Below are 13,117 nucleotides of genomic sequence, written 5' to 3' on the forward strand. Positions count from 1 at the left end.
AAGGGGAGACGATGACTGACGACCGCAAGGGGATCGTTCCGGTGTGGACGCTGGCGACCGGTGATGCCCGGGTGCCCGCATTGACCGGGGACGGGCCTATGACGGCTGAGCGCCTGGATGAACTGCGCGGGGCACTGGCCGCTCTGGCCGACGAGCCGATCGCCACGCTCGAGGCACATCCGCTGCCCGACAAGCTGGACCGCGGCCGGGGCATCCCGCTCGATGCCGCGAGCCCTTTGGCTCAGCACCTGTCACAGCTCATCACGAAATCAGCGCGGAGTTCCTTGTCGGCTACGGCAACAGCTTCCGGCGAAGGCCTGTACCGGATGGTAATTCCAGCGAAGCTCGCGGCCCAGGTCGGTCAGGGCTGCCTTCGGCCGATGGTGGCGAAGGGCACGTCCGATGCCCTCCGTGGCGCGATCGTGGACTCTTCGGGGAAGATCGCCGGTGCCGCGACGTTCGTGCCGGTCAGTCAAGCGGCAACGGCAGGCGCGGTCGGTGGTGCCGGTGCGACGGCGGGCGTGGCGGTCGGCGGCAGTGCGATGCTCACCGTGGCCGCGCCGCTCGTGCTCATGGCCGTGGCGGTGGGCGTGAGCGCGCATGCCGACGGCAAGCGTCAGCAGGCCATCGAGCACATCACGGAAATGCTGGAGCAACTGCAGGAACAGGAGCTCGAACAGGAGCACAGCACACTCGACGGCTGCCGGGACGCCATCGACAAGGCCACCGCCATCCTGCTCGACCAGGGCAGGCCTGGGGTCTCGCTGGGTCTGGACTCGGCGGTGCACGCCATCAACTCCGCGCTGGGCGCCGTCGATCGCCGCCTTGCCAAGTGGCAGAGCGCACTCGACAAGCTGCCCGAGGGCCAGGCCGTCGATCTCGGCACGCTGACCAAGTCGTTCCCCGGAATCGGCGACCAGGGCGGCATCTTCCGCGCCCACCTGGAACTCGCCACCCTCGCCATCGCGTTGAAGCGGCGAGTCGTCGTCCTGCAGGCCGTCGAGCACGCCCAGGGCGACCCCAGCAACCTGTTCCAGAGCTTCACCCGTGTCCTCAAGCGCGACCAGCAACGCCTCGACGCCCTGGAATCGGGCCTTGCCGACGTACTGGTCCGCCTGTCGACGCTGGAGCTGGCCCGCCCGCACGGACTGCGACCCGTCTTCACGAACGCGGAAGTCGATCGTCTGATGCGCGCTGCACATCGGGTTCGTCAGTTGGGTGACGGCGTCATGGTCGACAGTCGCCCGACAGACGTGGCGATCGAAATCGCTCGCGAGGAGAACGGTTCGGTAGTCGTGTTCCCTGCGCTTCCCGCGTCGGCGTAGGCGCGACGGACTTCGTTGTTCACCGAAATTCTGGACCGGCCCTGATTTAGGCCTTTGTGATGCGTGGCGGGCAGCATCCCCGGGCAGCGCGACCGCGATGTGTTCGCGCTGCCCGGATTGCCCGCGGCGACGGGTGGTCGGCACTTGTGTCCCTGACCACCTCAGTGGTCCGCCCTACGGGTAGCTACACCGCCAGCGCGTGCAGCTTCTTGCCGTGCAGGGCGAAGACGCGCTTGCCGTCGGTTGCCACCAGCCAGGCGTGGTAGTCGCCCGTCTTGTCGTTGAACGTCCAGCGCACCTCGCCGGTCCTCGCGTCGATGGCGATGATGCCGCCCTGCTTGTCCAGGTCCGTGGCGCCGTAGAGGGTGTCGCCCGCCTTGACGTACTGCCGCGGCACCTGGAGCCCCGCGTCCGCGAGGGCTTCGGACTTCCAGAGCTGTCTGCCGGTGCGCGGGTCCACGGCCCACATGGTTCTGGCGCTGTCGGCGACGTAGAGCACGTCCTCCAGTACGGCCGGTTCCCGGAAGAGGGCACCGTCCGACGCTTCCAGGGACCACTTCTCCTTGCCGTCGGCCAGGTTGAATGCCTGGAGCACGTTCCCTTGGGGGACGATGACCAGGTCCTGGTGGACGGTGAAGAAGCCGTAGTTCGTCTTGGTCGTCTTGTGCGTCCACACCTGCCCGCCGCTCGCGGTGTCGCGCACGGTGAGGTTCTTCTTGAAGTCGGTGTAGACGAGGTGGCGGCCCCGGACGGCGGCGTGGATGCCGTTCTGCTCGGTGCCGACGTCTCGCTGTTCCTTCCAGGCGATCCTGCCGGTGGTGCTGTCGAGGGCGGCGATGACGTTGGTCTTGGACGACCCGTCCTCCTCGAGGATCTCGGCGATGACGTACACCTGCTCCTCGTCCACCGCGATCGGTCGCGGCTGCCGGTACTCCTTGCCCAGTCGGCTGCGCCAGGTCTCCTTGCCGGAGGCCGGGGAGTATCCGATGACGGAGCCGTCGTACTCGCTGCTGGCCAGGTACAGGGTGTGCTCGCTGAGCAGCAGGGGCGCGCCGGGGACGGCACCGCCCGGCAGGGACCACTTCTGCCCGCCGGTCGCCGCGTCGAGGGCGGCCAGCGGACTGCCGCTGGCGATCACGACGCCGCCCGCGGCCACCAGCTCGTCGTTGTCACCGTAGGTCTCGGCCGAGGTCGGCTTCGTCCACAGCGGTTTCGGAGCCTGCCCCTTCTCGCCGACGTCGCCACCGTCGCCGGAGCCCTTGCCGCCGCCCTTCGGCTCGTCACCGCCGGTGCTTCCCGGGTCCTCTACGTCCACGGAGTCCTCGTCGCAGCCGACCGTGCCGGCGGTCAGCGCCGCCAGCGCGAGACCGCCGCCGGCCAAGCGCAGTACACGCCGCCGGGAAGGAGCACCGAAGGCCCCAGGTGTTCTGACGTCCGACCCGCTGTCTCGCCTGACCATGTGCAGTACCCCCGTGGTGTGATGCGTCAGTACCGGAACCCGAACAGGAGCCCACGCCGTACCGGACATACGGACGTGCGCCTCTGCGACCAGGACGTTAGCCGGGCTCCCGTGCCGTTCACACCGTCAGATCCCAACCGCGACAGCACCGTGAAGCAATCGAGACAACTCGTCGCGGACCCACCTCACACACCTCACGCACCTCATGCACCTCAGACGGTGCCGCGGGCGGCCGGCCCGCCTGATCTCAGGCCCCCTCCGCAGCCGGTTCCAGGGCCTTTCCCAGGAGATCCACCAGCTGGCGCAGCTCCTCGTCCCCCAGCCGTGCGAAGGGCGTCAGCGCCAGCGTCGCCTCGATGACCGCCGCCCTCACGCGGCGCCCGTCGTCCGTCAGGGCCACCACGCGCGAGCGGCGGTCGGCGGGGTCGGCGGAGCGTTCGACCAGGCCGCGGTCGGTGAGCTGGTTCATGACGAAGCTGAGGTTGGGCGCGTTGCAGTACAGGCGGCCGGCCAGTGTCTTCATCGAGGGCGGTGCCTGGTCCGGGTCGATGGCCCACAGGGCCTGAGCTGTCGCGGGGGTCAGGCCGTGCTCCGTCAGGACCGCCTCGATCCGGTCGCCGGTCTGCATGAAGAGCTCGTGGTTCGCCGCCACCGCCGCCTCGAGGGTGCTTCGCGTCATGGGCCCATCGTACGCCTATTTACTTCGAGGCTCGAAGTGTATGTATGTTGGAGTCAGTTGCTTCGAGGCTCGAATCATCTCTCCTTGGGCCGTTCCATGCCCGCATCCAGCCGCACAGAAGGCACTCACCCATGCACGAGTACACGAACACCACCGCCCTGGTCACCGGCGCGTCCAAGGGGCTGGGCGAGGCCTATGCACGCGAACTCGCCTCCCGGGGCGCGCACTTGGTTCTCGTCGCCCGCTCGGCCGACGCGCTGCACGCCCTCGCCGACGAGATCCGGGCCACCCATTCCGTCCGCGTCGACGTGATCGCCGCGGACCTGTCCGACCGGCGGTCGCCGCAGCGGGTCCTCGACGCCGTCGACGGACTCGGCCTGGACGTGGATCTCCTGGTCAACAACGCCGGGATGGGGGCCGTGGGTCCCTTCCTCGTCCGGCCCCTCGCGCCCAACCTCCAGTCCGTCGACGTGAACGTCACCGCCCTGGTCGGACTGGTCCACCTCCTGGGTGCCCGCATGGTCGAACGCGGCCGCGGCGGCATCGTCAACATCGCCTCCACCGCCGCCTTCCAGCCCATGCCGTACCAGGCGAGCTACGCCGCCACCAAGGCGTTCGTGCTCTCGTTCACCGAGGCGGTGGCCGAGGAGGTCCGCGGCACCGGCGTACGCGTGATGGCGGCCCACCCGGGAGCCACCGCGACCGGGTTCTTCGACCGGACGACCGCGTCCATGAACCCCAAGTTCACGGATGCTCCCGCCGACGTGGCCGCCAGGACGCTCGACGACTTCGCCCGGGGCCGGGCCGTCTCCTTCCCCGGGCGTGCGTCCCAGCGCGTCGGGGTCTGGGCTTCGAGGGTGCTGCCTCGCACCGCGGTCACGCGGGTCACGGGCGCCCTCAACCGCCGACTTGGGTTCCGCGACGTCAGCGATCGCGATCCCGCCGCCACGCCGGGGCAGTGATGTCCCGGGTGGCATACTGCGCGGAGAAGCAGCATGAACGGGGGGCGGGCCATGAAGTGGTTCCAGCGGGATCGGGAGGAGCGGCCCGCCGGTGTGGTGCCGCTCTCCGGTGTCGTCAAGAGTGAGAGCGCGCCCGGACAGGCACCTCCACCGCTCGCCGCGGGCGGCCCGGTGCTGCAACGGATCGGCGGCCACAGTGACCAGGTCGCACGGATGACGACGCCTGCGGAGCCGGTCATCCTGGACATCACCCATCAGGGACGAGGCCACTTCGTCGTGGACGCCCTGGACGCCGGTCTGCATTCCCAGAGCCAACTCGTCTACACGGACGGGCCTTTCGCCTGCCGGGCGCTGGTCAACGCCGACGACAGGACGGTGCGGGCACTCAGAGTCCAGGCGGACGGGCCGTGGGCGATCGAAGCGACCGCGGTGTCGAGCGCGGCGGCCTTGGACGGCGCCGCACGGTGCCCCGCCTCGAACGTACTGCGCTACGAGGGTGGCCCGGGGATCGCTTCGCTCTGCCACGAGGGAGACCCGCGGGCCGAGGACGGCGGCTACTTCCTCGTCGACACCTACGCACCGGATGGGAACGGTTTCCTCGACGAGCTGGCCAACCACGTCGGCCCCTGGCGGGGCGAGGCACCGTTGACCGGACCGTGCCTCATCTACGCCCGCTCGAACGGGCCGTGGTCCATCAGCGTGCAGCCCCTGTAGGTCCCGTAGGCCCGCGGGCAAGCATCGCGTTTCGGACCGTGGACCCCACTCGACCTGCAGCTGTTGCAACGCCGGCAGCGCATCCACGACGCGCTGCGCACGCTCGGCCCCTACGTGGACCCGGTCCTCTACCAGCGGGCCCGCGAGGCCGCACGGGCCGGGTACGTCCAGGAAGACGACGCGGACGGTGTCGCCGGAGCCGTCGCGATCAGTGCCGCCCTCAGCACCTACTGGCAGGGTGGACCTTCCGTCGCCCACGTCCAGGGGCCGCGGGGTGGCGCGGTCGTGGGCGGCCACATCGAAGGCATCGCTTTCGCCCTGCACCGGCCCCGCATTCTCCAAGACGTCCGCCGACGCATGACCAGCACAGAAAGCGCGCATCACCATGGCTGAAGGAATCGTCCCCCGCCGGCCCACCGCAGTGGTCATCGGCGCCAGTGCCACCGGTCTGCTCGCCGCGGCGGCCCTCGCGGACTTCGCCGACGTCACCGTCGTCGAGCGCGACCGCCTCCCCGACGGGCCCGAACCGCGCAGGGGCGTTCCCCAGGCCCGCCACGCACACCTGGTGTGGAGCGGAGGAGTCAAGGCCCTCGACGACCTGCTCCCCGGTCTCACCGGGGAAATCGTCGCGCACGGCGGCCGCCTGGCGCACATCATGGGCGACATGGTCTCCCGGGCCCCCAACGAAGTGTGGTTCCGCCGCTTCACCTCCACCCATCACCGCAACCTGGTCTGCTCCCGCGACCTCCTCGACTCCGTCCTGCGCGGCCGCGTCCTGGCCGACGAACGCATCACACTCCGCCAGGAGACCACCGCGCTCCGCCTCGAAGGCGACGCCACAGCGGTCACCGGCATCCGCATACGCGCAGGAGCAGCCACCGACGCCTACGCAGGCGACGACGCCGACGCCGGGGAACGCACCCTGCGCGCAGACCTGGTCGTCGACGCCTCGGGCCGTGGGTCCCGCGCACCGCGATGGCTCACCGAGCTGGGCGGGCCAAGCATCACGGAGCGCGAGGTCAACGCCGGCGTCGCCTACGCCACCCGTCTCTACCGCGCCCCCGAGGCGGCCCGGAACATCGACTTCCCCCTCGTGAACGTGCAGGCCAACCCGGCCAAGGCGCCCGGGCGGGGAGGCATCGTCCTGCCCATCGAGGGGAACCGCTGGATCGTCACACTGGCCGGCACCCGCGGCGGTGAACCCAGCGACGATCCCGGTGCCTTCGTCGACTTCGCGCTCAACCTCGACGATCCCGTCATCGGCGAACTCGTCAAGGGCCTCGAGCCACTCGGGGAGATCGTCACCACCCGGGCCACGGCCAACCGCCGTCGCTACTACGAGCGGGTCAAACACTGGCCGGACGGCTTCCTCGTCCTCGGCGACGCCGTCGCCGGCTACAACCCCGTCTACGGCCACGGTCTGACCGTCGCCGCCCAGTGCGCCCTCGCCGTCCGTGACACGCTCGGCGCGACGGGGCTGGGCCAACCGGGCCTCGCACGGCGTCTTCAGCGCGCCGCCGCACGACCGGTGGCCGCCGCCTGGGACTTGGCCGTCGGCCAGGACGCCCTGTATCCGGGAGCCACCGACACCCGGCCCAACGGCGTCGAACGTCTCCTCGCGCGCTTCGTCGACAAGGCCGTGGAGACCGGCGCACGCAATCCGCGCGCCCTGGCCGCCCTGCTGGATGTCATGAGCCTGGAGCGACCCGCGACCCGGCTGTTCTCGCCCGACATGCTCATCCCCATGCTCATCGGCCCCAGGAGGCCGCACCTGCAAGGGCCGCCCCTCACCGATGCGGAGCGAAAGACCGCTGTGCCGTAGTGCCGTACTTCCGCTACGACCAGCTCAGGAACATCGTGTACGTGTCGAGGAGGTCGTTGACCACGCTGGTCGTCGCCCCACTGCCGGTGGTCGGCACCACCCTGAAGTCGGGCCTCCGGTACGAGTAGTCGTCGTCGCTCCGCCGGGCGTTGGGCTCGTGGACGGCGACGAGGAACCGCTCCCCGTCCGGCGACACCAGCATGCCCTCCGCGACGGTCCCGTCCTGCGGGCCGACCACGCTGACCGGGGCGCCCGAGGCCCGGCCGGTACGGGCGTCCATGATCCGGAAGGTGCCGGTCGAGGTGCGGCACAGCACCCGGTCGTCGCCGGTCCAGCCGACGACACCCACACACCCGCTGAGCAGGGTGGCCCGGTGCGCCGAGCGAGAGGTGAGCGGTCCTGAGGAGGTCCAGGTGTCGAAGACGTTCCCGAAGACCTTCGGCGCCTTTGCGGTGAGCCGCCGGCCGCCCGGTGCCAGGTGGACCGTGTCCGCCTGGACGGCCCGTGGGGGCTTGCCCAGGACTGTCAGGGGCAGGCCGTGTCCGGCGGCCGGGCCCTCGTCGGACAGGTGGTGGGAGCCCTCGGCGGGCCGGGAGCCGATCCTCTTCCCGCCGCCCTCTGCCGTGTACGTGAACCACACGCTGCTCCCGTCCGGCGACATCACCGCGTTCTGTTCGTCCGCACCTGCCGCCCCGCCCAACCGCACGACGTCGTCGAGGCCGGCGCCGCTCACCACGTAACCGACGTGGGAATCCGCCTTGTTGTCGGGATCGCGCAGGACCACGGCCATGCGCGTGAAAGCCAGGTCGAAGAGTGCACGGACCCGGGGAGCCATGTAATCCAGGGTGGCGACCTCGTAGGGTGACGGGTTGTCCGGATTCATACCGCAGAGGTCCACGAGGGGGCTGTTGACCGTCTTCGCTCCCGCGTAGTTCGTGAACGCGGCGTCGCCGGGGATGGGGAACGTCCGTTCCGCGCGCGGTTGCCACGTCTCGGGGTCCCAGGCCCGGACGGTGACCGCGGCGTAGCGCGCGCCCATGCCGCACGTGGCCGTGACGACCGTGTCGTCGCGGGTGAAAGGACTGTCAGGGAGGACGTAGTCCCGGTTGCCCAGGAAGGGCGCCGCGGACGCCGAGGACGTGGAGGCCGGTTTCTCCTTGGCCGGCTGCGCACTGCACCCCTGGACGCACAGGGCGGCCAGGGCGAGGGAGGTCACGGCCTTGACGGTCAGGCCAGATCGCACAGCGGCCCCTCGGGGTTCTTGTGGCACGGCGTCCAGGCGACGGAAGCGAAGACCCACTTCTGCCGGAGGTCCGCCGGGACGGACTCCGTGTGGATGCGCAGCGGCTTGCCCTTGGCGTCCTTCAGCTGGAGCCACTCGCCCTTCTGGTAGGAGTCGTTGTAGTGGACCTTGATGCCCCACTCGCACGCCTGTCCCCGTGGTGCGATCGCCTCGACCCTGAGGCCTCCCGAGGGCTGGCCGCCTCCGACCTCGATGTAGTGGGTGCCGAAGTAGGACTCGCCCTGCCCCTCGGCGTCGTCGGTGAGCACGGGCTCCTCGGCGCGCGGCGGAAGGTGGAGCCGGATGCCCTGATAGGTGGCTCCGCCCTGGGGCGGCATGGCGACGACGGTCTGCGTGGTGCTCTTGTGGCACGTGATGCCGGTGGTCTTCCAGCCGTCGATGACCACGGCGGAGGACCGGGTGCTCAGCACGGTCATCTTGAACGCGTCGGTCAGTTCCAGACCGCCGTCCCTGGTGTTCCGCTCGTACCGTTCGGGGGCGTGTTCCATCACGGACGCGTACACGAGCGGGCGGCCGCCCAGCTCCCTCAGGTAGGAGAAGGCGGAGCCGGGGTCGCCGGTCGTCAGTTTCCGCGTCTCGTCGGCGGTCAGCTCACGGTCGAGGACCATCGCCCACGTGGGGGGCTCGCCCTCCTCCGGCCGCACCGACACCGTGAACGGGGTCTTGGCCGCGTCGATACCGGTGTTGGTGTCGTTCTCCCTGATGGTGCTCGGCTTGATCATGAGGTATGCCACCAGCACCGCGCCCAGGACGCCCAGGAGACCGACGGCCGACTTCACGAACAGCCAGCGGAGCTTCTTGCGCCGGGAGGCCTCGGGGTCCACCCCGAGCACGTCGGAGACGAGCGCCTCGAAGCTCTCGTCGGGGCGGCCTCCCCCGTTGGCGGACGGCTGCGGTGCGGACGGCGCGGGGTCGGCGGGCGGTGGTGGCGTGTCGCCGTCCGCGTCGGGGTGCTGCCCCGTGGGCTCGGCGGGGGCGCCCTCGTCGTCGGAGCGCGGCTCCGGAGTGCCGTCCGGTGAAGCGGTCGTCGTCATGCCCGTCCCCCCGCAATACGTCGCGTCCCGGCTCCGGCGGCCGATGACTTGCGCGTCGACCGGGCCGCTCGAAGCCCGCCTGATCCCTTGTCACGTACCGGTTCAGCCATCACGTACAGCAGTCTGCCGTACCGGCGTCACCCCTGGTGACCCACCGGTCACAGTCGGGGCCCCGGCGCCACGCACCTCGCTTCCTCACACCACTACCCGCCCAACACGACGATGGCAATGGTGATGTCGGCGGAGGGAGCCTCAGTCGGCGGCGCCTTCCTCCTCGCTTCGCCGACGGGCCCGGTCCACCTCGGTCATGTGTGCCTCGGCCCACTCACGGAGTGCGGCCAACGGCTCTTCCAGGGTCAGGCCGAGCGGGGTGAGCCGGTAGTACACGCGCGGCGGGACCGTCGGCTCCACTCTGCGGCCGACCAGGCCGTCGCGGGTGAGGCCCTGAAGGGTCACCGACAGCATCTTCTGCGAGATGCCGGTCATCCTGCGCTGCAGTTCCGCGAACCGCACCTCCTCCGGGGAGGCCTCCGCCAGCACCTTGACGGCCATGGACGTCCACTTGGTGCCGATCCGGTCGAGGAGGCGGCGGGTCGGGCACTGCGGGTCGAACAGGTCTCCGCGAGGGAGGTGCGCAGGACGTGGCGTCGAGGAGGTCACCCGGAGCTCACCACCTGTGGCAGAAGTGCGGTCTTGGATCGCCCAGCCTAGTTTCCTATCGTTCTGTTGTCACCATTGGTAACCGCTTCTTGGCAACTGTTTCGGCCGACCCCAGGGGATTCTCGTGCTCACGCCCGTCGCCTCGTCCCACTCCTCCGATCCCCGCCATCCGGGCGTCGAACTCCGGCGCGTCGCGGTCAACGGCGTCGAACTCGACGTGGCCCTCCAGGGCGAGGGCCCCGCCGTGCTGCTGCTGCACGGCTTCCCGCACACGTGGCAGCTGTGGACCCGCGTCATGGGCCCCCTCGCCGAACACCACCGGGTCGTCGCACCGGACATGCGAGGCGCGGGGGCGAGCACGCGTGCGGCGGACGGGTACGACGCCGGCACCCTCGCGTGCGATGCCGAAGCGCTGCTGGAAGCCCTCGGAGTCCGCTCGGCGGACGTCGTCGGCATCGATGCCGGAACCCCGCCCGCGTTCCTTCTCGCCATGCGCCGGCCCGACCTCGTCAGGCGGCTCGTCGTCATGGAGTCACTGCTGGGCGGGCTGCCGGGGGCCGAGGAGTTTCTCGCGCGCGGGGCGCCCTGGTGGTTCGGCTTCCACGCGGTGCCCGGTCTCGCGGAGACGGTGCTGACCGGGCACGAGGCCCGGTACGTCGACTGGTTCCTGGACGCCGGTTCCCTCGGCGAGGGCGTCGATCCCGCCGTCCGGGACGCCTTCGTGCGGGCGTACACCGGGACCGAGGCCCTGCGCTGCGCCTTCTCGTACTACCGGGCGCTGCCCACGAGCGGCGAGCAGATCGCGCAGGCCGTCGCCGGCGGGCGGTTGACCGTCCCCACCATGGCCGTCGGCGCCCGTCCGGTGGGCCGGGCCCTCGAACGGCAGCTGCGGCCGGTCGCCGATCACCTGGTCGGCCACGTGATCGAGGACTGCGGGCACATCATCCCGCTGCATCGCCCCGAAGGGCTGCTCCGCCTGCTCGAACCGTTCCTCGCCGCCGGTGGTACTCCATCGGGAGCACCGATGACTTCCGGGCCGGCCGGCAGTCGTTAGGAACACGAGAGCAAGGAGTCCGCCATGTCCGTGCAACGACCTGCCGCCGAGCAGCCCACGACCGAGCTCGACGCCCGCTACAGCTCCGCACTCCATCCCCGTCCCGGCGCCGCGGACGTCACCGCCACCGAGTGGGCCGAGGCCCGGCGGCGTCTGGAGGCCGCCGAGATCTTCTGGGTGACCACGGTGCGGCCCGGCGGCGGGCCGCACGTCACACCGGTGATCGCGGCGTGGCACGACGGTGTGCTGTATTTCTCCACCGGACCGGGTGAGCAGAAGGCCCGGAACCTGGCGCACGACGCGCACTGCGCGCTGATCACGGGCGGGAACTCGCTCACCGAGGGGTTCGACCTCGTCGTCGAGGGCGAGGCGGAGCCGGTCGGTGACCGGGCGGTGCTGGAGGAGGTGATCGCGGCGTACGAGGCGAAGTACGGGGCGCACATCACGTCGGCCGACGGCACCTTCCACGGCATCGGGGACGCCATGCGGCGCGGCGACGCGGTGCTGTTCGCGGTGGCCCCGGTCACCGCGTACGGGTTCGGCCGGGACGACGGGGTCTACAGCCATACGCGATGGGCGTTCTGAGCCACCGGGCACCGTGTGTCAGCGGCCGATCGTCCAGGTCGCCGAGTTGGACGTGAGGTTCCGAACGGCGTGGCTGCGGACGGCGGTCGTCGTGTCGACCACCGTGGCGGTCACCTTGTGGGTGCGCCGGTCGGCCGGGACGCCCAGGGCGGCCGGGAGGACGGAGGTCCTGCCTCGGGCGTGCCTGGCCTCGCGTCCGTCGACGTACCAGCGCAGCTGCGGGCGGGAGAGGCCCTTGGCCGCGCCCAGGTCGGCGAGTTCGACGGAGAGGCGGGTGAAGCGGGTGGCCCTGGTCGCCGTGTTCCGCAGCGGGGTGAGGGCGTTGGCCGAGCGGTAGAAGCCGGCGATCATCGCCTCCCGGCCGGGGAGGTTGAACCGGTCGGTGTTCAGCGAGCGCATGATGGAGTTCTCCGTGGGACGGTAGACCCCGTACTCGTAGTAGTCGGCACCCTCGAAGGTACCGACGACGCCGCCGCTCGGGTCGGTCTCTCCGAGCCATGACGCCCACTTGGTGCGCTGCCGCGCCATCTCGTCCGCCGTCAGGGTCGAGGCGTTGGGGTGGGCGGGCTCGGGGTAGGGGTAGTCGCCGTAGCCCTCGTACTGGTACTCGTCCGCCAGGAGGCCTATGGAGTGGGCCATCTCGTGGGCGGCTATCAGGGTGGACCGGTCGTTGTCGGAGGAGAGCGTGGAGACGCCGTCGTAGCCGTAGTCCGCCGCGAGTCCGGAGTAGCCGGCACCGCCGTACTTGGCGGAGTTGGAGACCACGATCACCAGGTCGGTCGCCGGTGCCCTGTCCGCGTAGGCCTTCGTCCTGTCGAGGTCGACGCAGATCAGGCGCTCCGTGTCGCCGCACCAGAAGTACGAGCCGAGCGCGGTGTTCCTGACGACGTCCCGGGTCGGGTCGCCGGTGACTCCGGAGTCCTCCGAAACGGCCTTCACGGCCCAGACGTTGAAGAGGCCCTCGTAGCTCTTGTACGGGTCGATGTCGGTGACCTCGTCCCACTTCACGCGCGCGTCCTCGAGGAAGTCGTCCTGCTCGGCGGCGGTGTAGCCGTCGCCGACGATCGTGACGTCGAGGCGGTCGGCGGTCGGGCCGGTCTCGGCGAGCGGGACGACCTCGCCGTCCTCGGATGCGGCGGCGGTGCGTTTCCGGGAGTCGGACGCGGTCGGCCCGTCCGGCTGGGTGTGCGGGCTGTCGGCCGGGACGCTGGTGCGCGCTCCCCCGCCGGTCGGCTCCGGGAAGTACTCGACGTCGACGTACGGGCCGGCGCCGACCGACGGTGCGCCAGCGGCCGCCGGTGCGTCGGCGGCGCCCGCGCCGTCGACCGCGGTCAGGGAGACGGAGAGGGCGAGGACGGTTGCCGCCGCCGACCTGCGCAGGCCTGTGTGCACGAAGCTCTCCCCAACCCGATTGAAGTAACTGCGCAATTAAGTGCAGTTAAGTGTTCGCTTAAGTTAGGGGCCGGTCAGCGCTTCTGACAAGGGGCGGGCGGGATGCGGGTGCTGCTGGATGTCGTGCC

General features: G+C 70.6%; 12 protein-coding genes and 1 pseudogene. 7 read left to right on the top strand and 6 right to left on the bottom strand.

Annotation, left to right across the window (positions count from 1 at the left end; all coding sequences use genetic code 11):
- Positions 1–11: 11 nt before the first annotated feature.
- A complete protein-coding gene (locus tag R2E43_RS05305) occupies positions 12–1,325 on the top strand; it encodes a hypothetical protein (RefSeq protein ID WP_191850033.1) in 1,314 nt (437 codons plus the stop codon).
- Between the two features lie 184 nt (positions 1,326–1,509).
- On the opposite strand, the gene R2E43_RS05310 is transcribed toward R2E43_RS05305, so the two are convergent.
- Both R2E43_RS05310 and R2E43_RS05315 read right to left on the bottom strand, forming a co-directional pair.
- Positions 1,510–2,784, bottom strand: coding sequence for a PQQ-binding-like beta-propeller repeat protein (locus R2E43_RS05310; RefSeq protein WP_332055960.1), 1,275 nt, complete (start codon positions 2,782–2,784; stop codon positions 1,510–1,512).
- A 247-nt stretch (positions 2,785–3,031) separates the two neighbouring features.
- Complete coding sequence (locus R2E43_RS05315) at positions 3,032–3,463, bottom strand: MarR family winged helix-turn-helix transcriptional regulator (protein WP_003972358.1); 432 nt, start codon at positions 3,461–3,463, stop codon at positions 3,032–3,034.
- A 131-nt stretch (positions 3,464–3,594) separates the two neighbouring features.
- Here R2E43_RS05315 and R2E43_RS05320 point away from each other — a divergent pair, with 131 nt between their 5' ends.
- The 4 genes and pseudogenes from R2E43_RS05320 to R2E43_RS05335 all read left to right on the top strand — a co-directional run bounded on the left by R2E43_RS05320 (position 3,595) and on the right by R2E43_RS05335 (position 6,961).
- Complete coding sequence (locus R2E43_RS05320; RefSeq protein ID WP_011031047.1) at positions 3,595–4,425, top strand: SDR family NAD(P)-dependent oxidoreductase; 831 nt, start codon at positions 3,595–3,597, stop codon at positions 4,423–4,425.
- A 51-nt stretch (positions 4,426–4,476) separates the two neighbouring features.
- Positions 4,477–5,139 carry a hypothetical protein gene (locus R2E43_RS05325; RefSeq protein ID WP_332057105.1) on the top strand — a complete coding sequence of 221 codons (663 nt, stop codon included), beginning with the start codon at positions 4,477–4,479 and terminating at the stop codon, positions 5,137–5,139.
- A 48-nt stretch (positions 5,140–5,187) separates the two neighbouring features.
- Positions 5,188–5,532: pseudogene (locus R2E43_RS05330) on the top strand (DUF6545 domain-containing protein); the annotation flags it as partial.
- Positions 5,525–6,961, top strand: a complete 1,437-nt coding sequence (locus R2E43_RS05335) for an FAD-dependent oxidoreductase (protein ID WP_332055961.1) — start codon at positions 5,525–5,527, stop codon at positions 6,959–6,961. The pseudogene R2E43_RS05330 and the gene R2E43_RS05335, both read left to right, overlap by 8 nt.
- Before the next feature lie 13 nt (positions 6,962–6,974).
- On the opposite strand, the gene R2E43_RS05340 is transcribed toward R2E43_RS05335, so the two are convergent.
- The 3 genes from R2E43_RS05340 to R2E43_RS05350 form a co-directional block, all read right to left on the bottom strand.
- Positions 6,975–8,204: a hypothetical protein gene (locus R2E43_RS05340; protein ID WP_016327802.1), complete on the bottom strand. Its 1,230-nt coding sequence runs from the start codon at positions 8,202–8,204 to the stop codon at positions 6,975–6,977.
- Positions 8,189–9,298 carry a hypothetical protein gene (locus R2E43_RS05345; protein WP_332055962.1) on the bottom strand — a complete coding sequence of 370 codons (1,110 nt, stop codon included), beginning with the start codon at positions 9,296–9,298 and terminating at the stop codon, positions 8,189–8,191. Before R2E43_RS05345 ends, R2E43_RS05340 begins: the two co-directional genes overlap by 16 nt.
- Positions 9,299–9,550: 252 nt before the next feature.
- A complete protein-coding gene (locus tag R2E43_RS05350) occupies positions 9,551–9,958 on the bottom strand; it encodes a winged helix-turn-helix transcriptional regulator (protein ID WP_003972365.1) in 408 nt (135 codons plus the stop codon).
- Between the two features lie 124 nt (positions 9,959–10,082).
- Here R2E43_RS05350 and R2E43_RS05355 point away from each other — a divergent pair, with 124 nt between their 5' ends.
- Together R2E43_RS05355 and R2E43_RS05360 are read left to right on the top strand one after the other, a co-directional pair.
- Entirely contained in the window at positions 10,083–11,012 is a 930-nt protein-coding gene (locus R2E43_RS05355) for an alpha/beta fold hydrolase (protein ID WP_191850047.1), read from the top strand.
- 24 nt (positions 11,013–11,036) lie between these two features.
- Complete coding sequence (locus R2E43_RS05360; protein WP_003972367.1) at positions 11,037–11,597, top strand: pyridoxamine 5'-phosphate oxidase family protein; 561 nt, start codon at positions 11,037–11,039, stop codon at positions 11,595–11,597.
- An 18-nt stretch (positions 11,598–11,615) separates the two neighbouring features.
- On the opposite strand, the gene R2E43_RS05365 is transcribed toward R2E43_RS05360, so the two are convergent.
- On the bottom strand, positions 11,616–12,989 hold the full coding sequence (locus R2E43_RS05365; protein WP_136208419.1) for a M64 family metallopeptidase: 1,374 nt from the start codon (positions 12,987–12,989) through the stop codon (positions 11,616–11,618).
- Between the last annotated feature and the right edge of the window lie 128 nt (positions 12,990–13,117).

The sequence above is a fragment of the Streptomyces violaceoruber genome (genome assembly GCF_033406955.1).
Classification (GTDB): Bacteria; Actinomycetota; Actinomycetes; order Streptomycetales; family Streptomycetaceae; genus Streptomyces; species Streptomyces violaceoruber.